Origin of the sequence: Shewanella goraebulensis (assembly GCF_030252245.1) — a bacterium.
Lineage (GTDB): Bacteria > Pseudomonadota > Gammaproteobacteria > Enterobacterales > Shewanellaceae > Shewanella > Shewanella goraebulensis.
Genome location: NZ_CP126972.1, coordinates 4,708,344 through 4,728,780, shown reverse-complemented (window position 1 = coordinate 4,728,780; position 20,437 = coordinate 4,708,344). Strand labels below are relative to the sequence as shown.

Genomic DNA, 20,437 nt, shown 5'->3' with positions numbered 1-20,437 from the left:
GGTTTTTTTATGATTTTATGTAGTCTAGAGATTACTTTTCTGCAAGGGTATATTGCTTCAAAATATCATCAAGGCCTGCAGATGATTGTGATAAATTGGCCGCTAGAGATACCGAGCGGTGTGCTGTTTCTCGAATGGTTTCTGCCTGACCACGAATATCATTTAACTGTCCCGCAATATCACGTGAAGCGGCACTTTGTTCTTCTGAAGATGCTGCAATTTGCGAGCTCATATCAAATACATGGCTAATTGAGTCCACCATGTTATCTACATCTTGGCCTACAGATTCAATCGCTGTTCTGCCTTGATCGGCTTGAGAAACAATATCGGTAGTAATATGCGATAAAGTATTGGTGTCTTTTTGCAGCCCTTCAATCATGGTTTGAATTTCAACCGTGGCTTGTTGGGTTCGACTTGCAAGGGTGCGAACTTCATCGGCAACGACTGCAAAACCTCGACCTTGTTCCCCAGCGCGCGCAGCCTCAATGGCTGCATTCAATGCCAGTAAATTTGTTTGCTCAGAAATACTATTAATTGTTGTCACAACCGCACCAATATTGGCAGCAGCTTGGGATAACTCGCCTACAGAGGTTGAGGCTTCTGAAATACGACTAGTGAGAGTACCAATACGGTTAACCGCTTCAACAATTTGCGCTTGACTGTTACTGGCTTGAGTTGAATTTTGCTGGCTTTGGTCTGAAGTGCTACTGGCATTATTAGAAACTTCTTCGATAGCGGCGGTCATTTGTGTCATTGCGACCGATACCGTATCTAAAAACTCATGCTGGAATTGAGTCAGTTCTTCGCTTTGATTGGCCTGTTGATTAAATTCATTAGCGGCTTCTGACAGAGTGTGTGCGTTAGCGGCAATCGCTGTGACCATTTCACTCATATTATCTGCGCTGCGATCAATCTCGCGTGCGATTAAACTGAAATCATCGGTGCCAAAAAAATTAAGTCTGCAAGTCAGGTCACCATCAGCTAAGCGCTTGATTGCCACATACATATCCCATAAGCCACCGCCCAGTGAGGTAGAAGTCCAATAGCAGACTAAATACAGCGGTAACAGACTAAGGAAAGCGTATATTAATAAGTTATTTGCACTTGAGAGTACTGCATCTTCCATCTTTGCGACATTAATAGTGCTGACGAGGTGTTGGTTTCCGGCAGGAGCACTAACAGTAATGTTGTCGCCACTGCGGCGGTTTTCAGCGGAATAGGAAACGCGAGCATCGATTGACTGAGCAAACTCATTTAAAGCTTGTTCTGATAGGCCTTGAACTTGCGCACTTTGGGCAAAAGCATCGATACGAGTTTGTGCAAATTGCTGAGAAGACTGTTCAATTTGTGCAGTGGTATTTAGGTAATTGCTGATGGCGACTAAAGCGGTTAGCGCAGTAACAAGCGCACAAATTACCCAGAATTTACCGTTCAAACTGAGCTTGATGAGTATGGCGTCTACTTTACGAAAGTTAATCTGTTTCATTTCAGTCATTCCTTGGCAACAATTGAATGCTTGGTTGCATGTCAGTTTGTTGTGTTTTGCTGTACTGATATATGAGTATATGTTTATTCGGGTTAAATATTTTTAAAGTCGCAATTTTAGCGTCGATATTTCATTTAAAGCCGAATACATCCCATAAAAGTCGCATGGTAACGAGAATTCAGTGCGATTAATTCGAGGCAGATCGCAGTCTGAGTTTTCATGAAAACTTTTTATAAATTTTGGGTTCTTTAACCTAATGAGTTATCGGCGTGAAAATAGATAAGTTTAATTTTGCTCGACACTAATCTAGTTAAACGTTCCAAGCACTTATATTCACTTTTAAAAAAATGCTTGTTCCATATAGAGAGCATGCAGAGTAATAGTTGATGATGACAATTAATTTTTCTCGAACTCTACAAGTGTAAATTATTGATATAAATCTTTAAATTTGCGATGGCGAACGATTTTTGTTGCGATAAAAAAGATTAATGTAAATCGTCAAATAATATAGAGCTTAGCGCTTATATTAAGGCAGTTTTACAAGTTAAGTTTTGATTGAGCTAATTTGAAAAGGCAGAGTACTCAATATAAATAATACAGAGTCCTAGGTCATGCTTTGGATAAATGTTGAATTGGGCGAGTGCTTTTGTGTCGTTTATTGGTGAATAATAGTTTTAAAAAGTCAGAGGGAAATATGAATAAATGGATAGTCGCGGCGGTGTTACTAACCCCGGTTTCAATGAATGTGATTGCATCTGAAGAGGTTGAGTTTAGAGCCGCTGGTAGTTTAAAAACGGCAATGACAGAGCTCGTTGGCAGTTATCAAAATACCTATGAAGTGAATATTACCTCACAGTTTGCACCTTCGGGTTTATTGCGTAAACGCATAGAGCAAGGGGAACACGTAGATTTGTATGCGTCAGCAAATATGAAGCATCCAAGCACGTTAAATAAAGCGGGTAAATCTGGCCCCGTTGTTCGTTTTGCTGGCAATAAATTATGTGCGATTGCTCAAGAGAATATCACTGTTAGCAGTGAACGTCTGTTAGATAAAATGTTAGAGGAAGAGGTCAGAGTCGGTACCTCAACTCCAAAAGCAGATCCTGCGGGTGATTATGCGTGGAAATTATTTGCACGAGCTGAAAAAGTTCAAGTGGGTGCCGAAAAGGCACTTCAGGCTAAAGCTTTGCAACTAACAGGAGGAGAAAACTCTGCCAAAGCACCTGAGGGACGAAACCCTTATGGATGGGTGATGGAAAATAACCAAGCTGATATCTTTTTAACGTACTGTACTAATGCAGTATTGGCGCAAAAAGAAGTACCTGCGTTACAAATTATTACCGTGCCAGATGCTATATCTGTGGGGGCACAATACGGTCTGACATTGATTAATGACGCTAACCCTGATGCGGCAGGTTTAGCTCATTTTATTCTGTCCACAGAGGGACAGGCTATTTTGTCAAAGTATGGCTTTGATACTCCGCTTCTATAAATATCTATTGAAATTTTATAAATTGATCGATGACGGACTAATTCTGAATTAATACGTCATCGAGCTTAGTTTCATTAGTCGTATATATTGTTTACTGTGTTATTGACTAATTGCCATATCGTCATTCGCATTTGGATAACGCTGATGACTAACTATGGCTAATTTAGCTTTATGCTCTGAGGAGCTTGCATCAAATTGCTTTATCAAATTACGCCCCGCCTTTTTGGCGCTATATAAGGCGATATCTGCATGTTTATAAGCAAGTGCGGCGTCACCTGTGATTTTAGCGATGCCACCACTAATGGTGAATGGCAATATATTACTAGACTGAATGACATCTTTAAGCCTATTTAACACCTCATGCGCGTGTTCTATGCTGGTGTTAGGCATCAATAAGGCAAACTCTTCGCCGCCGACTCTAGCAAATAAGTCTGTTTCACGACATTGAACAATTAACAGTTCGGCTAAGTTAGTCAGAGCTAAATCACCAATATCGTGACCGTAAGTGTCATTAATATTTTTGAAGTGATCAATATCGATAATTCCCAAACAGGCTTGAGCATTCGGGTATCGTTTGGCAAACAGGCTCAAGCTGTTCAGTTCACTATCAAATTTTCTACGACTCCATAAGCCTGTTAAAGGGTCTGACTCGCTTTGTTTTCGTAGCTTTTCTTCAAGATGTTTGCGCTGAGTGATGTCAGTAAATGTAATCACATATTTTTCTACAGCGCCTAAACCATTTCTTAAAACTTGAATACGAGCCATTAGTGCATAGTCATCGCCTAATTTGTTTTGTCCCATAATTTCACCTTGCCAGCAGCCTTGCTGTAAATATTGCTCAATGTCTGTAATTTCGGCCTGTGAAAGGTGAAAGTTAAGCTTACTGAGTGGCTCACCGATTAACTCGTTGTGAGTGAAACCTGAAACGCGCACAAATTGCTGGTTAGTTTTGATTAATTTGTAGTGCTTGTCGGTAATAATAACGCCAGCCACACCATTGAAGGCCGCTTCCATGAGTTGTTCACTCATCAGGTTATTTTCATGATTATTATACAGTTTAAAAATATAGCCACTGACGCCTAAAAGGAGCAGTAATAATAAAGAGGCAATAATAAATAGGTTCTTTTTTTGCTCGACTACGTAGGCTGAACTCGTTGGTGTGGTAATAACAATGTACTTTCCTAAATGAGCATAAACCTCATTTAAGCCTAATTCAGTATATGAATAGGTTTTATCATCAGTAGTTAATCGACCTTCATCCGATGACAAAATTTGTTGCCATAAAATTGGAACAGTATTTTTAAGGTTATATTGTTCAGTTCCTGCGATTAAATGGCTTAATACTTCAGATGGGTTGTCACTGGCGAGTATATTGCCATTTTCATCAATAATTCGCGTAATAAAGTTCTCACTTTGCATTTCATCAAAGGTGTTAAGAATATTGGTCACGCTAAGGTTAACCACTATATAACCTTGACGCACAGATTGATGATAGACAGGTGTCATAATTCTTAAACTGCTTTGAATAGGCTTACTGATTTGACCATTTTTAACGTCAATATCCACTGGCCAAGTACCAATTTCCCCTTTTTTAAGCTGCTGTGCATATAAAAAATATGGACGTTTTGATTTGTTCTCTAATTGAGTTGATGGTATTCGCTCAATGCTATTTTGGGTGTTATTCACTCTTATTTTCTCAATTCCTGCCTCATTCAAATAGCGTATTTGTGAGTAGACATTTTCGTTCTTCATAATGAAATAAAACATATTTTCTAAAGCAGTACGATTGCGCGAATTAGTCATTTCTGTGAATAGCTGGATCTGTGGGCTGGTGGATATTTTTTTAATGATGTCATCGACATCTTCCACCTCACTCGATAATTGTTCAGAGGCAAAAGCAAGGCGCTGATTATGGCTATCATTAATGCGAGTTGATTGGTCCGCCTCAATCCGCAGGTATTGATTAAAAACATATAGGCCTAAGCTGATCCCAAAGATCAGTACGATGCTAAAAATAAGTTTGAATACACGGATATTCTTATTTCGCAGGGTATTATGCATAGGTTTTAGTTGCTCACTTAAACGGAAATGAGATTAATGGAGTTAATCTCTTCTGCGGATACTGTAAATGAGTGGATTAATTGATAGTTACCTTTGTGTGCCAATCTCCAAGGGTAATTGCGAATTAATAAATCATTGAGGTAAAGTTTGTGTGAGCGTTAATCGTTTAAAACTAAAGTGACGAACTATTTGACTAATAAAAGAGTACTAAACTAATGTTTTTAAATGTTTAATATAAAATCGTGAAATTCAAATTAAAGCGTAAAAACTATTGCGCTACTTAAATCAGCTGGTTAATCTAACAGCAGAAACATATTGTGAGTCGAATAGTGAAGGATTGCTATTGAGTAAGTGAAAAGGAGCTTTCGAGTTGTTGATATTTCTCTCTTTCTTTGCATTTTCCTGTAACAAACTATCCCTAATATGCCTTCAGTAACAATTAGTTATTAATGTTTAATAATACCTGCTAGATAGTGGGTTTAATGAGGTTAACAATGAGCGAAGAAACAAGTTTACAAGTAGAAGAGATTAATCAAGATTCAAAAAATCTGGCGTTATTATGCTGGATAGGCACCATCTTTTTTGGTTTTATTCCTGGGTTGATTTTATATCTGGTTAAAACCGATGATAACTATGTTCGTGAGCAAGCCAAAGAAGCATTAAATTTTTCGATTACGGTTTTTATTGGCTATTTCATTTCAAGTATTTTGATGTTTATTGCAATCGGTATATTGACGATGTTCGTAGTTTGGGTTGTCAGCTTAGTATTTTGCATCATGGGCGCTATTGCGACTGCAAAAGGCGACAATTTCAAAGTGCCATTTACCTTACGTTTAATTAAGTAAGCGTTTTTGATAGGTAATAGCCAGCAAGGAGAAAGCCAATATGCGGCTGCTTTCCTTGTTGGTTAAGTGCAAAGCTTAAAAGGAATATTAAGTGGAAACGAACGTTTTTGACCGTAGGCACACCACAGATAACATTATCAGTGGCCCTTTATACAATTTAGTCATTGGCCTAACCCTATGTTGGGGCTTTGGCGTTAATTGGTGGATGGTCACTAACATCTCCCCTGAAGCCATTGCGTCTGTTAATTCATGGGTTTTCTTTATTGGTTACTTTGCCTCATGTTTTTTGGGTGTTTACCTCTTTTCATCATCTGATAAACCCATTGTCAGTTTTATTGGTTATAACTTTGTCGTGGTGCCATTTGGCTTCATTATTAATTTAGTGGTGAGCCAGTATGACGCGGCATTAGTGTCAGAGGCGATTCGAATAACAGGTTTGGTCACTATAGGGATGATGTGTTTAGGCACTTTATTTCCAGCATTTTTCAGTAAAATTGCCGGTGCGCTAACCATTGCTTTATTACTGGTGATCATTGTTGAACTGATTGAAATATATGTATTTGGTATTCATCACGGCATATTAGATTGGATAGTGGTGCTGATATTTTGTGGCTACATTGGTTACGACTGGGGCCGTGCTAATCAAATCCCTAAAACAGTTGATAATGCGATTGACAGTGCAGCAGCACTTTACATGGATATTATTAATCTATTCCTCAGAATTTTACGTATTCTGGGTCGTAAATAAATATCAAGCTGGCTGTAAATGAAAGAGCCGCAAGGCTCTTTTTTTGTTTTAAAAATGGCTATTTAACATGATTTATAGGGAGTTTTGATGCAATTAGTGAAGCCAAGTTTGCGATACCGCCAAAGCTATTTACATTACATTGTAGAGCTGGGCGATGAAGAGCGTTACCCATTTCCTCTTGATTTTGATTGTCAAAATTTTGAAGCCATGCTGCAAAGAAATCAGGACTTTGCTGATGGAGTTAATTTACCTAAAGGCTTTGTGGCTAGCGAAACCTATTGGCTTGTATCAGGAGCAGAGCTTGTTGGTGTGGCGAATTTGCGCTTGAGTTTAAATGACAGTATTCGTCATTGTGGCGGCCACATAGGTTTAGGTATTCGCCCAAGCTATAGAGGTAAAGGTTTAGGGGTAGAACTCTTGGGCCAAACTATTGCTGTAGCGAAACTTAAGGGCATGGAAGAGTTACACATTCATTGTTATCAAAACAATCTTGCTTCAGCCAAAATGATTATCGCAAATGGCGGTGTGTTGCACTCTGAAATTGAGTTGGAGGACGATAACACTGCGGCAATAATACAGCGCTATCGAGTACAGTTATAAGTTAAAACCTAGGTTAACTAATCAGTTGAACTACGGCTTCAGTGAGCTGTGTAGCAAGTTCAGTGTTAGATAACTCACCTGTTTCAGTATCAAAGTTCTGATAAAAACTAGGTACTGACATTGAGCCTTTTACTTCAGCGGCAAAGTAAGGTGCTGATCCCGTCGCAGCTGCTAAAACACTGCCTGCACCACCAGGGCCAGGGGAGGTGGCAAGTAGCAATGTAGGCTTACCTTGGAATACTTTTTGATCTATACGAGACGTCCAATCAAACAAGTTTTTATATGCCGCGGTGTAAGATCCATTATGTTCTGCAAATGAAATCACGATAGCATCGGCGCTGCCAATTTTTTCAAAAAATGCTTTAGCCAATTCAGGCTGACCGAGCTCTTTTTCACGATCTTCACTGAATAACGGGATTTCGTAGTCATTAATATCTAATAGTTCAACTTCTGCGTTTTCAGCTAAGTTAGCTGCTTGATGAGCGGCATAGTTTGCCAGCTTTTTGTTGATTGATTGACGACTGCTGCTTGCTGCGAATGCTAAAATTTTCATGTTATTGCCTTAGGCTTTTAAGCCAATTTAAGATTATTTTTGGACAAGAAGTAAACCTAGCTTATAGCTGATTTAATCCTTTATATTCAATAAATTCAACCACATTTCTGTCAGGGTCTCTGATAAAAAATGAGGTTCCTGTTACATGGGTCATTGGCTCGCCACTGAGTGGAATATTCAATTCTGCCAATGTTGCCATAACAGCCTTTGCATCAGTCACTTCCAGTGCCACATGGGTGTAACCAGTATGTTTGGTTGGAATGTCCATTAACACATTGGTATCTGCGTCTGCAGCATTCAAAATGAAATTGATATTAATTCCACTTGGATGTTCAACAATGGCTACGGGCTCAGGCCCCATTGGCCCTGCTATGTATTTGAAACCGAGTTGGGCATAAAAGGCTTTTGATACTTCAAAATCTTTTACACGTAGTCCGTAATGATTAATGCGAGTGATGTGTTCCATGCTCTCTCCTGACGATTCAATTGGGTAGATTATTGCTAACCGATGGAGCTACTTTACTGATTTGAGCGACAGTGATTAAGTGACTAAAAAGCAAATTATTGTTTCCATTTGGCTTGTAATGGGTATTGTTTTATTTAATTCGGCCTTTTATGGAATCGATAAGCTAGGTAAAGTAGGAAGTGAAATGGCTTTCTTTGATAGGAGTGGCTATCAAGTTTCGCTCAATAAAAGGGAAGGGATATGAAGTTGGATACTAAGCTGTTTGATGGTGTAGTTATTTTTACTCAAGTGATTGAGTCTGGCAGTTTTTCTGAAGCAGCAGAAAAAACAGGTCATTCGACGTCTTTCATTAGTAAAGCGATCACTAAGTTAGAGCAAAGATTAAAAACTCGCTTATTGCATCGAACAACACGTTCACTGAGTTTGACTCCTGAAGGTAAGTTATTCCATCAGCAATGCGTGCAAATGGTGGCCGATGCTGAGCAGGCTGTTGTGATGCTCGATAGCAATCAGCAAACGCCGACAGGTACGCTTAAAATTAGTTGTCCTGTGACATTTGGCCTGCAATATTTACAGCCGATTCTGTCTATTTATATGAATTTATATCCGCAAATTAAATTGGATATTGATTTTAGTGACCGTCATGTGGACTTAGTCCAAGATGGTTATGATTTAGCGATTCGTGCCACACAGCAGCTAGATGATTCCAGTTTGATTTGTAAACGCATTAGTCAGTTTCATGCTTATACCATTGCTACGCCTGCTTATTTAGCGAAACACGGCACGCCGCTGACCCCTGAAGATTTAATCACTCATCAATGCATTTGCTACAGCAATTTGAAGCAGCCTAACCGCTGGGTGTTCGAGCATTCGCAAAAGGACACGATTACCATAGATGTACCACAGGTGATTGCTTGTAATAATGCCGATATGGAATTGGCGATGGTGCTAGATGGTCATGGGATTTCGAGGTTGCCTTCGTTTTATTTAACCAAGGCATTAGCTAAAAATAAGTTAACTGTGCTGTTTCAAGACTACCATCAGCCAGAAGTGGATATTTATGCGATCTACCCGAGCCGTAAGCACTTAACCCCAAAAGTGCGCTGCTTTATTGATTTGCTGGTGGAGCATATGCCGTCGCAAACACCACATACTCCACTTGCTGATTAACTTATATTGATAACTGTAGACTAGCTGGCGATTTGTTCTGGTATGAGTGGGTTTTTAGCCAAATATTCGAACAGGCCTGTTTGCATGTTCACATTCCAGAATCTGCCCGCAAGTGTGAGACTAAGCGCTTTGTCATCGAGTGTCGCAAGTCCATTTTGTTGCCAAGCCTCAAATAACGGCTGCAAATGAGCGAGTACCGTTGTTTCTATATTGCCGAATTCCAAAACTCCAGAGTCTAAGCCACGTTTAAATACGGCATCAAATGCTGCTGATGGATTAGGACTTAATGCCATTCCTGGTACTTGTGCAGGTGCTAGCTCTGACAATTTTTCAGCTGTTTGTGCTTGATGCCATTCTTTTAAATCTCGGGCATTCATGATGCCATGACCATGAATACTGCCGCCGCCTCCTGCGCCGAAGGGTAAGATTTCAATGCCACTTTTAGCCAGTGAGTTATAAATGCTGCGCTCACGATTATCACGACGCCAATGACAGCTCGATAAGCGTTGCCAGTCATTTGATTCTAACTTGCTTGCACCATAGGCATACATATTGGCGCGAGTCTGACTGTCGGCTTGAAACTCGCTGGTGTCGGTACCCAGAACTTTGCCTTTTTCACTGGCTTTATCTATTCGATTGCCCGCCAAACCAATGAGTTGATATAAGTCGACGCCGTGGGCTCCACTTTCCATCGCAGCTTGAATATCTTGCTGCCAAATCTCCATGGTTTGACCCGGTAAACCAAAGATTAAATCAATAACAATGCTAGCCGTAGGGTGTTTACTTAAATGCTGCAGCCTCTCAATTAAAGTTTGCTTATCATCGAAGCGACCGGCTGCTTTACGCACTTCGGTATCAAAACTTTGTACCCCAAATGAAAATCGATTGAAACCATTATCAAGGGCGCTATGCCACTTATCGTCATCAAATCCGTTAAGGCGGCCTTCAAGGGTTATTTCCGTATCGGCCCTTAAAGGAAATTGCTGAATGGCCTTACCCAGCACCGCAATTTCTTCAGCTTTAATATCGGTTGGCGTGCCTCCGCCAACGTAAACGGTATCAAAGGGCTGACTTTGCGCTAGAGGTGTTTTTGCAGCAATGGTCAGTTGTTGACACAAACTGGTCATGTAATCGCTGATACGTTCAGGTTTAGCACCATTTTCAAAGAAGTTACAAAAGCTGCAGCGTTTACGGCAGAACGGAATATGGATATACAGCGCTCTTTTATCTGCCCCAGTTGGTTGCTGCCACCACTGAATCCACAAGTCATTGCTAACTTGTAGAGGTTTACTGCCGCTTCGACCAGCATGGGGTGCACTTTTTACTTTAAAAGCATGTTGTAATGGATCAGGGCTAGCAATACCTGTCATGGTCGGAGTTAGTATCATGATGATTCTCAGCAAATTGAAAACTATTACTGTAATGATAACTATTATCATTTGATCTTTTGTAGGGATAGATCAAGTTTGCTGGCTTTGCATTGTAAATTTTGTCAGTGGAAAGCATAAAAAAGCCCATTAACATCAGTGATTGTTATTGGGCGTTTTATTGATAACTTAAGCCGTCTTCTTTATTTACTATATCGCTCTGCGAATTGAGCGCTCAGCTAAGTCGTCATAAGTACAGCGTCAATTCATTATAGAATAAACGTCGCCACTAAATCGTTTAATGATTTAGCCTGCACTTTTAAGTCTTTTGCCTTTTGAACGCTTACCTCAGCCACTTTGGTTATGTCATCTGTAACATCTTTAATTGCCACAGTGTTTTGAGTGATCTCACTGGTGACTTGGGTTTGCTCTTCAGCAGCGGTGGCAATTTGGCTTGCCATATCTGAAATCAAAGCAACCGCTTGGGTTATTTCTTCAATGGCGACAGTTGCTTCATTGGCATCATTAACACTGTTGCCTGCCAAAGTTTGGCTGCTTTGCATTAATGTGACCGCATTAGATGTGGTTTGCTGTAAGGTTTCAATGGTTTCATAGATTTCTTGAGCTGAATCTTGGGTGCGTCGAGATAACACCCGCACTTCATCTGCTACCACGGCAAATCCACGACCTTGTTCACCTGCACGAGCAGCTTCAATTGCAGCGTTCAATGCAAGTAGGTTAGTTTGCTCAGCAATCCCTTGAATGGTAGAAAGAATGCTCGAAATCGCATTGGCGTGTCGGCTTAGTTCACCAATGACATCGGTTGCTTGGGTCACTTCATCAGCTAATAAGTTGATTGATTGGCGGGTGTTATCCACTAAACTTTGACCCTGGACACTACTATTGCTCGATTGCTGTGCAGCGGTGGCAGTGCTTTCCGCATTGGCAGCAATTTCTTGAGTGGCGCTAGCCATTTCGGTTACCGCAGTAGCAACCATGGTGACTTCTTGCTGCTGAATTTGCAGCTCTTTCTCTGCCAAATGGGTATTGTTTAGGCTTTCATCCGCTTCTTTATCCAGCTTACTGGCTAACTCGCGAATTTGGCTAATCAACTGATGTTGGCTGCCTACAAAGCGGTTAAAGCTGATAGCTAAAGTCCCCACTTCATCTTCAGAGTCTACTTTAATACGTTGGGTTAAATCCGCATCGCCATCGGCGATACGGACTAATGCTTGAGAAACACGTGATAGTGGTGCTAAAAGCTGACCCATTAACCATGAAATCACCATCATACTAACGACAAGCACTAAGGTTGAAATGCCCAATTGGGTCAGCAACAGTGAGCTTAATGGCGCTTCAAGAGTCTGTTTATCTAGCACTAAAATTAATTCCCAATCGGTATTCGGAATATCTTCAGCCCAGACTAATTTGTCACGTCCTTCAGGATCAAAATGAATTGGAATAAGTTGGTTTGGTAAGCGGTTTTGAATTAATAAATTGTAATCTAGATCTTTATCAATCGCGCTAACATGTCCCATTGCCTTGCTGGCATCTTTGTAGGCGATAACGGTCCCATCTTTATGCATCATGATGGCAAAACCGTCTGACGGTAGCTTCATTTTATTGACGTCATCGACTAGTGCATCAATTGATAAATCACCGCCTACAACGCCATTTTGTGTTTGCTGAGCGATGGTAACCACTAAGATATTGTAGGCAACATCAAGATAAGGCTTAGTTAAAATTAACTCTCTTTCGCTTGTGGCTTGCTGATACCAAGGGCGAGAGCGGGGGTCGTATCCTGTTCGGTCAATGCTTGGATCTGAATCAATCATTTCACCAGACGCTTTACCAAAATAAGTCAGTTCAAACCGGCCTGAAGCTTGAGCTTGTTGCAAGGCATCTAAGGTATTGTTATTGGCTTTAGACCCTAAAGCGTTAATGACATCTTTACGGGTTGCAAGCCATTCGCTTATCCGCTCAGCCTGCTGCGTACTCAAGCGCTGTACTTGCTCAAGGTTAGATTGCAGAAGTATGTCTTTTTGATTGGAGTAACTTTGCCAAGAAAGCAAAGCTATAACCATTGAAAGCGCAACTAATACAGGGACAAGGATTTTTTGTTTTAACGAATAGGATTTCATATTAACCGGTAATATCCATGAATAGTGGAACAGAGTAATGACGTCGGTTATCGAGTCACTACAGAGCTAATTTGGGCGGCGGATAGTGGCATAGTTTTGTATATTTTAATAGCAACTGGATTGTTAAATAACCAAATTAAACATGGTGATAACGAGAGAGCTACGGCATAGATACAAGTCGCACTCATTGCTTATAATTACTGACTAAATCATTATCCTACTGAGGTGGTAAAGCGACATTGAAAGCCGAATTATTTAATGGAAGATTCTTGAACGTAAGTTCTTTAATCTGCATATTCTGCTGGAATGGCTAAAGGTTGATTCTTAAGTTGTCAGCAGTAAACCATCTTTACCTCTAAGTGACTTACGATGGTTTACTGCTGATGAATAACGAGTGAAATTAGCTCGCGTCTACATAGAGTTGTTTGAATAGCCCAGGTTGACTCTTTAAATGCTGCTCAGTGCCTGACTGGCTAATTTTGCCATCATCAAGAACCAGTATTCGGTCTGCCAAACGCAAGTTATTCAATCTGTGAGCGATAATAATCGAGGTACGTTGCTGCAAAAACTCTGCGAGATTAGCGAGCACTTTGGCTTCGGTTACCGCATCCAGGGCAGATGTTGCTTCATCTAAAATGACCACTTGAGGCTGGCTTATCAACATTCTAGCAATGGCTAAACGTTGCATTTGGCCACCAGAAAGACGCGTTGTTGAACGCCCTAAATCTGTATCAAGTTTGCCAGCCCATTGAGATACCGTGTCGCTTAACTCTGTGTGCGCTAATGCTTGCCATAAGGTGTCATCATCAATCTCAACACCAAAGGTTAAGTTATCGCGTAAGCTGCCTGCAATTAACTTAGGGTGTTGGGGGACATAACCTACCTGTTGACGAAATCGATTTATGCCATAGTCAGACATCACTAGGCCGTTAATGCTGATACTGCCTGATTGAGGCATGTAAAAGCCCAATAGCAAATTGATTAAGGTTGACTTGCCACCACCACTCATTGCCAGTAATGCGACTGATTCATTCGCCGCTAAATTTAGGTTTAATTGCTTGAATAAATGCGGTTCTTGTTCAAAGCCAAAACTGACATTGTTGAAATCAATATTGATTTTAGATGTCACAGAGTCTTGTGATTTAGTTTTGGGTAAATCTGAATTTTCCTCAGTCGGCTCAACGTCTAAATCCAATAAGTTGTTAAGTCTTTCCATCGATGCCTGAGCGCCAAAACGTGCATATTGAATATTGAGTAGCTCTTGTATTGGCCCCATTAAGTACCAAAGGTAGCTAAATACCGCAAAGATTTGTCCTACCGTTAAATCAGATATCAACACCATAAAAATAGCCATGGCGCGAAAGCATTCAAAACCTAATAAGAAGGTGGTGAAGCTGAGCTTATTTAATGCATCTGTTTTCCACTGATTAGCAATAGCGTGGTGGCTAAGACTAGATGCGAGTCCAAATACTCGTTGGTAGTAGTGCTTTTCTTGTTGAGCTAAACGTAACTCTCGAGTGGCATCTACTGTATCAACAAGGGCTTGTTGAAAAGCTTCGGTGGCGGCATTTTCTTTACGGCGCAAAGTTTTTACATGCTCAGCAAAACGTGATGAAAAATAAATAACTAATGGATTAAGCAAGATGATCATTAAACCGAGTTGCCAATTTAGCCACAGTAAAACACTGGCAATGGCGACAATGGTGAGAACGCTGATGATTAATCGTGACAGGGTGTCACTGACAAACCGCTCGACAGTATCGACATCGGTAATACATCTTGACGCTAATCCAGCACTGCCATATTTGTCGAAGGCGCTAATTTGCATCTTAGGTAATTGCATCAACATTCGCTGACGCACATCTAAACTGATCCGTTTAGCTATTTTGGTAAATTCGCGCGCCTGAACAACTTGGGTGATCATGGTGAGTAAGCGCAGCAGAATAACGGCGACTAATACAATGACAATATAGACACTGGGTTTGTGCCAAGCTTCGGGCAAAATTGGCTGTAAATTATTGAGCAGCCAACCCGTTTGCCCAAGCAGTACTTCATCAACCAATAATGGCATGAGCATAGGGATTGGTAAGCTTAATAACGTCGCTAATACAGCAATCAGGTTTGCTTGAATAAGCTGACGTTTATGAGTAACGATTTTTTGCTTTAACCAAGCCCAGTTAAGTCTTGATTGATCTTGCTTGATGTGTGGTTTGGTTTGATTGTCGTGTTGGGGGTTTTGTTGAGCCAAAACTAGTGTCCTTAATCGGAACGTTATTACACAAATGCTTGAGCTAGCCAAAGCTAGCTCAGTATCCAAGGAATATATGCCAGTTGATATGTATTGAGTGGTTATTTAAATGAATACATCAGTGATAACCGTTAAAAAATTAACGGTAGATTGCTTTTAGGGTCGACCACTAAAGTAGGTTTGTAATGCCAAACCTTCTCAATGATGTCTGCTGTCAGCGCTGTATGAGGTTCACCATCACTCACCACTTCACCTTTTTCCAGTACTACCAATCTATCGGCATAACGACAGGCTTGATTCAAGTCGTGTAATACCACCACTACGCAGTAGTTATGTTGGTGAGCTAAGGTTTGTGCTAACTCAAGTACTCTATGCTGTTGAGCCAAATCTAATGCTGAAGTGGGTTCGTCCAATAATAAAATGGGATTGCTTGGTGCTTGAGCAAGTTGAGTTAATACTCGGGCCAGTTGTACTCGCTGTTTTTCCCCTCCAGATAGAGTAGGGTAACTGCGAAATTTAAGTGCCGATAACGCGACTTGTTCAAGTTGCTTATCGACGAGATCACTACCTTGTTGCTGACCAATGGTTAATGGATACAAACCCATTTGCACCACTTCGTGAACTTTAAAGGGAAAGGTCAACGAGGCGTGTTGTGGTAATACGGCTAATGACTTGGCAAGTTCTGCTCTGTTCCATTCAAGTAAGGGCTTGCCAAACATGGAAATATCACCAGAAGAAAGCGCTGTTTCTTGGCATAAGCTTTTAAGTAAGGTCGACTTACCTGCGCCATTAGGCCCTAATAAAGCTGTCACTTGCCCAGGTTGGATTTCAAGATTTATGTCGTTGAGCACTGGTTTTTTACCAATATGCACCGACAGATTATTAATACTCACCACAGATTTATTTAATGCATTATTGGATTGGACTTTTTCAGCTGATGACTCAGGTTTTGGTGTGAATATCACGCTGTCTTTACTGGTACGGGACATGCCCGCTCTATCAAGTCCAGCAAGCTCTAAACCCGATAGCTCAGGTGCTGATTTATGTGTCTTTAGCATTGATTTTAGCTCTAGATTTCTCAACATATTACACCAACTTATTGCGCTGTTTGAGTAATAAAATAATGAAGAAAGGCGCACCTAATAAAGCTGTCACTAAGCCAACAGGTAATTCAGACGGCGCAACAATTGAGCGTGCGCCAATATCTGCAACCACCAATATTGCCGCACCTAACATGGCGCTTAATGGCAGTAATAAACGATGGTCGGGTCCAATCATCATTCTGACCAAGTGCGGTACCACTAAGCCGATAAAGCCAATAATGCCCGTTGCCGCTACCGCAATACCAACGCCAATGGCGCAAAGCACAATGAGTTTAAGTTTTAGGTTATCGACATCAAGGCCGAGGTGACGTGCTTCTGATTCACCTAATAATAGGGCGTTTAATGCTTTGGCACTTTGATTAAACTGCCAACTAATAACCGCAAGCGCCACTAGACTGAGTACAACATAATGCCATTGTGCACCTGCAACTGAGCCCATTTGCCATAGGGTCAAATCCCTTAGAGCCATGTCATCAGCCATATAGGTGAGTACGCCGATACCAGCGCCAGCAAGTGCAGCAACAGCAACACCAGAAAGCAGTAATAACACCACTGAAGTACCGGTTGGGCTCGCCGCTAGTCGATATACGATTAATGTAGTTGCAAGGCCAGCGACAAAGGCACTAAACGCCACTAAGTATTCGCCACCAAAAGGGAATAATACGATACAGATTGCAGCCCCTAATGCCGCGCCAGATGACACGCCGATAATGCCTGGGTCAGCTAAAGGGTTACGGAATAACCCCTGCATCACAGCACCACATTGTGCCAGTGTTGCACCTACCGCCAGTGCTAATAAAGTGCGAGGTAAGCGAACATTGTTAATGACCAGTTGCTCATGGGGAGCAACTGATGCCAGCTCTTGGCCTGTGGCCCAATTCACCATGGCATTAAAGCTGGTGGTCGGGCTAATTTGTAATGGTCCGATGCTGACAGACAACAGGCTTGTAATCACCAAAGCGGTGAGTAAACAAGGCCAAAGCCAACGTTGATTTTCCATAATGCGTCCTAGTAAGACTGATTAATTCTGTAAAAAAGACCTATATCACTACAGCTTTTTGATACTGATAAAGTCGCTGGCTAAGTCATCTGCAGCTGCAACAGCACTTAAACCAAGGCCACCGATTAATGCTTGAGACGGCAAGCTCTTAATGTGTTTATGCTCGCCTGCTGGTGTGTGCTCAAGTAATGGCATTGCTTTCAGTAACTCGCTGACTGGATCGGTAGAGTCAACTTCGCTGCGGTTTGAAATCAAAATCACATCAGGCTGTAAGGCTAAAATACCTTCTTGAGAAACACTTTTGTAACCATCAAATCCAGCGATGTTTTGGCCGCCAGCGAGATTGATAATAATGTCTGCTGCTGTGTTATTACCGCCGACGCGGGCAGGTCTGTCTTGTTGAAGTAGCAGGAACAACACTTTCGGTGCATCACCGTGTTGACTAATTTTTTGTTGCTTAGTTTCTAGCTGGTTAAATGATAAATCGAGTTTCTGTTTAAGCTCATTGGCTTGTGATTCGCGGTTGAGCAATTTACCCATTTGCTCCACATTACTGACAAGTTCATCTTTGGTATTCGCGCTTGGGAATGTGACCACTTCAACATTAGCATTAGATAATATGTCTAAAGTGTTTTTGGGTCCCATAGCTTCAGAACCTAATAATATGCTCGGTGAAAGGGCTAAAATCCCTTCTGCAGATAACATGCGGTGATAGCCAAGTTTAGCGACCGCATCTAACTCATCAGGGATCAGACTAGTTGAATCAACACCCACTAATTCATCGCTAGCATCGAGAGCTAAGACTAATTCTGTGATACCAGCGCCAGCACTAACTACACGATTTTCTGCTGTTGCCATTTGGCTAAACAAGGCTGCTGAAAGTAGCATGGTTGCTGTCATCATGCTGGTGAGTGATACATTGTTAAGCTTGAAATTTTGTAGCTTGAGCATAATTTATTAAACTCCGAATAAATAAAATGAGTTGGGTATTCCCTAATGAATAGCGCTGACAACTATCTTTAATAGATACAATAGATAAATATCTTTAATAGATAAGTGACCGCAGCATTAGGGCTCCATTAAAATTTGGGTATTAGTAATTTGCTGTCGTTGTAGTAATGCCAGCACAGTCATTAGTGGCTGCACAGGTGCATTTTTATCTGCCGCGACAACAACATTGATATCAGGTGTCTCAGTGAACGCTTGAATAAAGGCTGCTTCAAATTGATCAAAATCTTCAAATTGTTGACTGTCTAATGCCCAGTGTGGCGCTTCAGTCAGAATATTGATTGAAATATGTTGTTCCTGAGACAAGCCCACGAGTTCAGAGTCGACTTCTGTTGGAACATCCACAGGTAATGTCAGCAGCTGGGTATTAGCGGTCAGCAGCAAGAACACCAACACAATAAAAATAATGTCGATGAGCGGGGTTAAATCAATCCCGACACTTGCTTGAGCTGAAGAGCCGGCGCTAGGGTCTGCGCTGATCATCAGTTTGACTCCGATAGCGTTGCATTCATTGGTGCAGTCATATTGGCAGTAGAAGACTGTTGTTGATTGGTGTTGCTCTTACCCGCTTTAAGGCAAGGTGCATTGGCTCCGCACGGCGCTTCACAACCAATGTTTAATGCTTGATCAAAACCTTCTAACCATAGGTTTAGCTGATTTAAAGCATGAGCCATTTTATTGCAGCGCTTTTCAGCCCATAAACTCAGTAAGTGAGACATGGTGATAGCTGGTACCGCAATAATTAACCCCGCAGCAGTCGTATTCATTGCAAGTCCAAGACCCGTTGCGAGTTGTGATGGTGTTACTGGACCATCAGAAATACCCAGCTGACTGAACATTTCAATCAAACCTAATACTGTGCCTAATAGACCAAGTAGGGGAGTAATTACGCCGATAATCTGCAGGACTTTTAAGCCTGATTGCAGCTTTTCTTTTTGCTTTATTAGCCAAAGATTTAAAATCTCTTCTCGCATAGCGCGTGGATGATCGCCATGGGATAACAACAGGCCTGTTCCCTTAGCTAACATAGTGCGGCCTTTACTTAATTGGGTCAGCAGTTGTTGTCTTTGTTCTGGGGTTGCACTGCGAGTTTTTTTTCTCAGTTCAGTGAGCCATGCATCTCGCTTTAAAAGCTCGTTGGCCATTAAAGCTACACGCTCTAATATGATGAGAATGGCTAAGAATGCACAAATAAATAATGGCCAAGTTAAGTAGCCTAATTGCTCTGACAGTTGCAAATATAATGGTTGAGACATGTTGGTTTCCTATCTTCAGATTAATTTAGCGCAAACTTCACCGGTACTCTTACTGTGTAAGCAAAAGCTGTTTGTGGTGATGGTGCGGCAAATTGCCACTTTTCAACGGCATCGATAGCTGCTGCATCAAGTAAGCTATAACCTGAACTATTAACTAAAGTGAGCGAGAGTTGCTCACCAATTTGATTAAACATGACTTCCACTGTCGCGGTGCCCTCAAAACCTCTTTTACGGGCTTTTCTAGGGTAATTAGGTTGAGATGGTGGCGCTGAAAACGTCGGTTGTTGCAGTGCAACGGTTTCTTGAGTGATCCCTTGCTTAGCATCAACTTGCTGTTGATTGTGAGTTGCGCTGGCATCTGCGCTGGCAAACTCTGTTACTTCTGCTGGTGGCTGCTCAATTGTTTCTGGCTCAACAACTTTAGTGTCAACTATTTCTGTCTTAGGGATTTCAGGTTTAGTTACCGGAGGCTTAACCTCCTCAACTTTGGCAATGACTTTTTCTGGTGCTGGCTTTTTAGGATCGGTTTTAATTTCTGGTTTAGGCTGAACTTCAGGTTTAACAATGGATTCAGGCTTAGTAACGGGCTCCGGTTGTTTCACTTCTGCCACAGTGTTTTCAATACTTGATGCCTGTGCGCTGGCTTGCATTGCAATCATGACGCTGACAGCTTGATTTGATCCCATTGCAGCACCTTCAGATAACTGAATAGTAGGCTCGCTATTTTGAGAGGCCAGTACCCCTCCTTGGATTAAAATCGTTAAACATCCGAAAGCAAAATATCGTTTAGGTGTCATCTGCAATATTCTTCTACAACATCAATGCGGTTAAAGGTTGAACAATTCCAATTGAAGTAATTAGTTAGCTTAGAATCTTTACATTCTTTACAAATC

General features: G+C 41.3%; 18 protein-coding genes. 5 read left to right on the top strand and 13 right to left on the bottom strand.

From position 1 onward, the window contains the following. Positions 1–31: 31 nt before the first annotated feature. Positions 32–1,486, bottom strand: coding sequence for a methyl-accepting chemotaxis protein (locus tag QPX86_RS19940; protein WP_220752528.1), 1,455 nt, complete (start codon positions 1,484–1,486; stop codon positions 32–34). 694 nt (positions 1,487–2,180) lie between these two features. Between QPX86_RS19940 and QPX86_RS19935 the strand changes: the two genes are divergently transcribed. Further along, the gene (locus QPX86_RS19935; RefSeq protein WP_285163719.1) at positions 2,181–2,978 is read left to right on the top strand and encodes a molybdate ABC transporter substrate-binding protein; all 798 of its coding nucleotides are present in this window, start codon (positions 2,181–2,183) and stop codon (positions 2,976–2,978) included. 99 nt (positions 2,979–3,077) lie between these two features. Here QPX86_RS19935 and QPX86_RS19930 read toward each other — a convergent pair whose 3' ends face one another. Continuing rightward, positions 3,078–5,039, bottom strand: a complete 1,962-nt coding sequence (locus QPX86_RS19930) for a sensor domain-containing diguanylate cyclase (RefSeq protein ID WP_285163718.1) — start codon at positions 5,037–5,039, stop codon at positions 3,078–3,080. A gap of 494 nt (positions 5,040–5,533) precedes the next feature. Here QPX86_RS19930 and QPX86_RS19925 point away from each other — a divergent pair, with 494 nt between their 5' ends. The 3 genes from QPX86_RS19925 to QPX86_RS19915 all read left to right on the top strand — a co-directional run bounded on the left by QPX86_RS19925 (position 5,534) and on the right by QPX86_RS19915 (position 7,232). Further along, a complete protein-coding gene (locus QPX86_RS19925; protein WP_285163717.1) occupies positions 5,534–5,884 on the top strand; it encodes a DUF4870 domain-containing protein in 351 nt (116 codons plus the stop codon). Between the two features lie 91 nt (positions 5,885–5,975). Continuing rightward, on the top strand, positions 5,976–6,632 hold the full coding sequence (locus QPX86_RS19920; protein WP_220752524.1) for a Bax inhibitor-1 family protein: 657 nt from the start codon (positions 5,976–5,978) through the stop codon (positions 6,630–6,632). 87 nt (positions 6,633–6,719) lie between these two features. Further along, positions 6,720–7,232, top strand: coding sequence for a GNAT family N-acetyltransferase (locus QPX86_RS19915; RefSeq protein WP_285163716.1), 513 nt, complete (start codon positions 6,720–6,722; stop codon positions 7,230–7,232). A gap of 13 nt (positions 7,233–7,245) precedes the next feature. Here the strand turns inward: QPX86_RS19915 and QPX86_RS19910 are convergent, their stop codons facing one another. Further along, positions 7,246–7,785 carry an NADPH-dependent FMN reductase gene (locus QPX86_RS19910; protein WP_285163715.1) on the bottom strand — a complete coding sequence of 180 codons (540 nt, stop codon included), beginning with the start codon at positions 7,783–7,785 and terminating at the stop codon, positions 7,246–7,248. A 61-nt stretch (positions 7,786–7,846) separates the two neighbouring features. Beyond that, complete coding sequence (locus QPX86_RS19905) at positions 7,847–8,251, bottom strand: VOC family protein (protein WP_220752521.1); 405 nt, start codon at positions 8,249–8,251, stop codon at positions 7,847–7,849. Positions 8,252–8,491: 240 nt separating this feature from the next. Between QPX86_RS19905 and QPX86_RS19900 the strand changes: the two genes are divergently transcribed. Continuing rightward, positions 8,492–9,421 carry a LysR family transcriptional regulator gene (locus QPX86_RS19900; protein ID WP_220752520.1) on the top strand — a complete coding sequence of 310 codons (930 nt, stop codon included), beginning with the start codon at positions 8,492–8,494 and terminating at the stop codon, positions 9,419–9,421. Positions 9,422–9,441: 20 nt separating this feature from the next. Here QPX86_RS19900 and hutW read toward each other — a convergent pair whose 3' ends face one another. The 9 genes from hutW to QPX86_RS19855 all read right to left on the bottom strand — a co-directional run bounded on the left by hutW (position 9,442) and on the right by QPX86_RS19855 (position 20,341). After that, a complete protein-coding gene (gene hutW / locus QPX86_RS19895; RefSeq protein ID WP_285163714.1) occupies positions 9,442–10,809 on the bottom strand; it encodes a heme anaerobic degradation radical SAM methyltransferase ChuW/HutW in 1,368 nt (455 codons plus the stop codon). Positions 10,810–11,057: 248 nt separating this feature from the next. Then, a complete protein-coding gene (locus QPX86_RS19890) occupies positions 11,058–12,929 on the bottom strand; it encodes a methyl-accepting chemotaxis protein (RefSeq protein ID WP_285163713.1) in 1,872 nt (623 codons plus the stop codon). 400 nt (positions 12,930–13,329) lie between these two features. Next, entirely contained in the window at positions 13,330–15,177 is a 1,848-nt protein-coding gene (locus QPX86_RS19885) for an ABC transporter ATP-binding protein (RefSeq protein ID WP_285163712.1), read from the bottom strand. Positions 15,178–15,308: 131 nt separating this feature from the next. Then, complete coding sequence (locus QPX86_RS19880; protein ID WP_259651230.1) at positions 15,309–16,073, bottom strand: heme ABC transporter ATP-binding protein; 765 nt, start codon at positions 16,071–16,073, stop codon at positions 15,309–15,311. A 190-nt stretch (positions 16,074–16,263) separates the two neighbouring features. Continuing rightward, positions 16,264–17,280, bottom strand: a complete 1,017-nt coding sequence (locus QPX86_RS19875; RefSeq protein ID WP_220752518.1) for a FecCD family ABC transporter permease — start codon at positions 17,278–17,280, stop codon at positions 16,264–16,266. Between the two features lie 48 nt (positions 17,281–17,328). Then, positions 17,329–18,231 (bottom strand): heme/hemin ABC transporter substrate-binding protein, encoded by a 903-nt coding sequence (locus tag QPX86_RS19870; protein ID WP_285163711.1) that lies wholly within the window; start codon positions 18,229–18,231, stop codon positions 17,329–17,331. A gap of 117 nt (positions 18,232–18,348) precedes the next feature. Next, positions 18,349–18,771: an ExbD/TolR family protein gene (locus QPX86_RS19865; RefSeq protein WP_285163709.1), complete on the bottom strand. Its 423-nt coding sequence runs from the start codon at positions 18,769–18,771 to the stop codon at positions 18,349–18,351. Continuing rightward, positions 18,771–19,544: a MotA/TolQ/ExbB proton channel family protein gene (locus tag QPX86_RS19860; protein ID WP_220752515.1), complete on the bottom strand. Its 774-nt coding sequence runs from the start codon at positions 19,542–19,544 to the stop codon at positions 18,771–18,773. Before QPX86_RS19860 ends, QPX86_RS19865 begins: the two co-directional genes overlap by 1 nt. A 20-nt stretch (positions 19,545–19,564) precedes the next feature. Further along, on the bottom strand, positions 19,565–20,341 hold the full coding sequence (locus QPX86_RS19855; RefSeq protein WP_285163708.1) for an energy transducer TonB: 777 nt from the start codon (positions 20,339–20,341) through the stop codon (positions 19,565–19,567). Positions 20,342–20,437: the final 96 nt, after the last annotated feature.